The sequence below is a fragment of the Pseudoalteromonas sp. GW168-MNA-CIBAN-0100 genome (genome assembly GCF_040309225.1).
Classification (GTDB): Bacteria; Pseudomonadota; Gammaproteobacteria; order Enterobacterales; family Alteromonadaceae; genus Pseudoalteromonas; species Pseudoalteromonas arctica.
The window spans coordinates 1-240 of record NZ_JBEOOL010001025.1; the positions used below are offsets into that span (position 1 = coordinate 1).

The window sequence follows — 240 nt, forward strand, 5'->3', positions numbered from 1 at the left end:
GCATAGAGTGCTGGCACATGTGCGCGCGAGTAAATCGCTAAAGCCAGGCAACGAAGTAATTCTTGAAGGCAAGGCAAAAGCAACCATGGTTGCGCGTCACGATACCTTATTTGAGCTGGAGTTTGAGCATAGCCAAAACGTACTCGATATATTAAATGATATTGGCCATATGCCATTACCGCCGTATATAGATCGCCCTGATAACGAAGCCGATCGTGAGCGTTATCAAACCGTGTACGG

General features: G+C 47.1%; 1 protein-coding gene. It reads left to right on the forward strand.

The features are described 5' to 3' along the window. Nucleotides 1-240, forward strand: a 240-nt coding sequence (locus AAEY62_RS24460) for an S-adenosylmethionine:tRNA ribosyltransferase-isomerase (RefSeq protein ID WP_350637077.1), incomplete at both ends; no start/stop codon positions are given.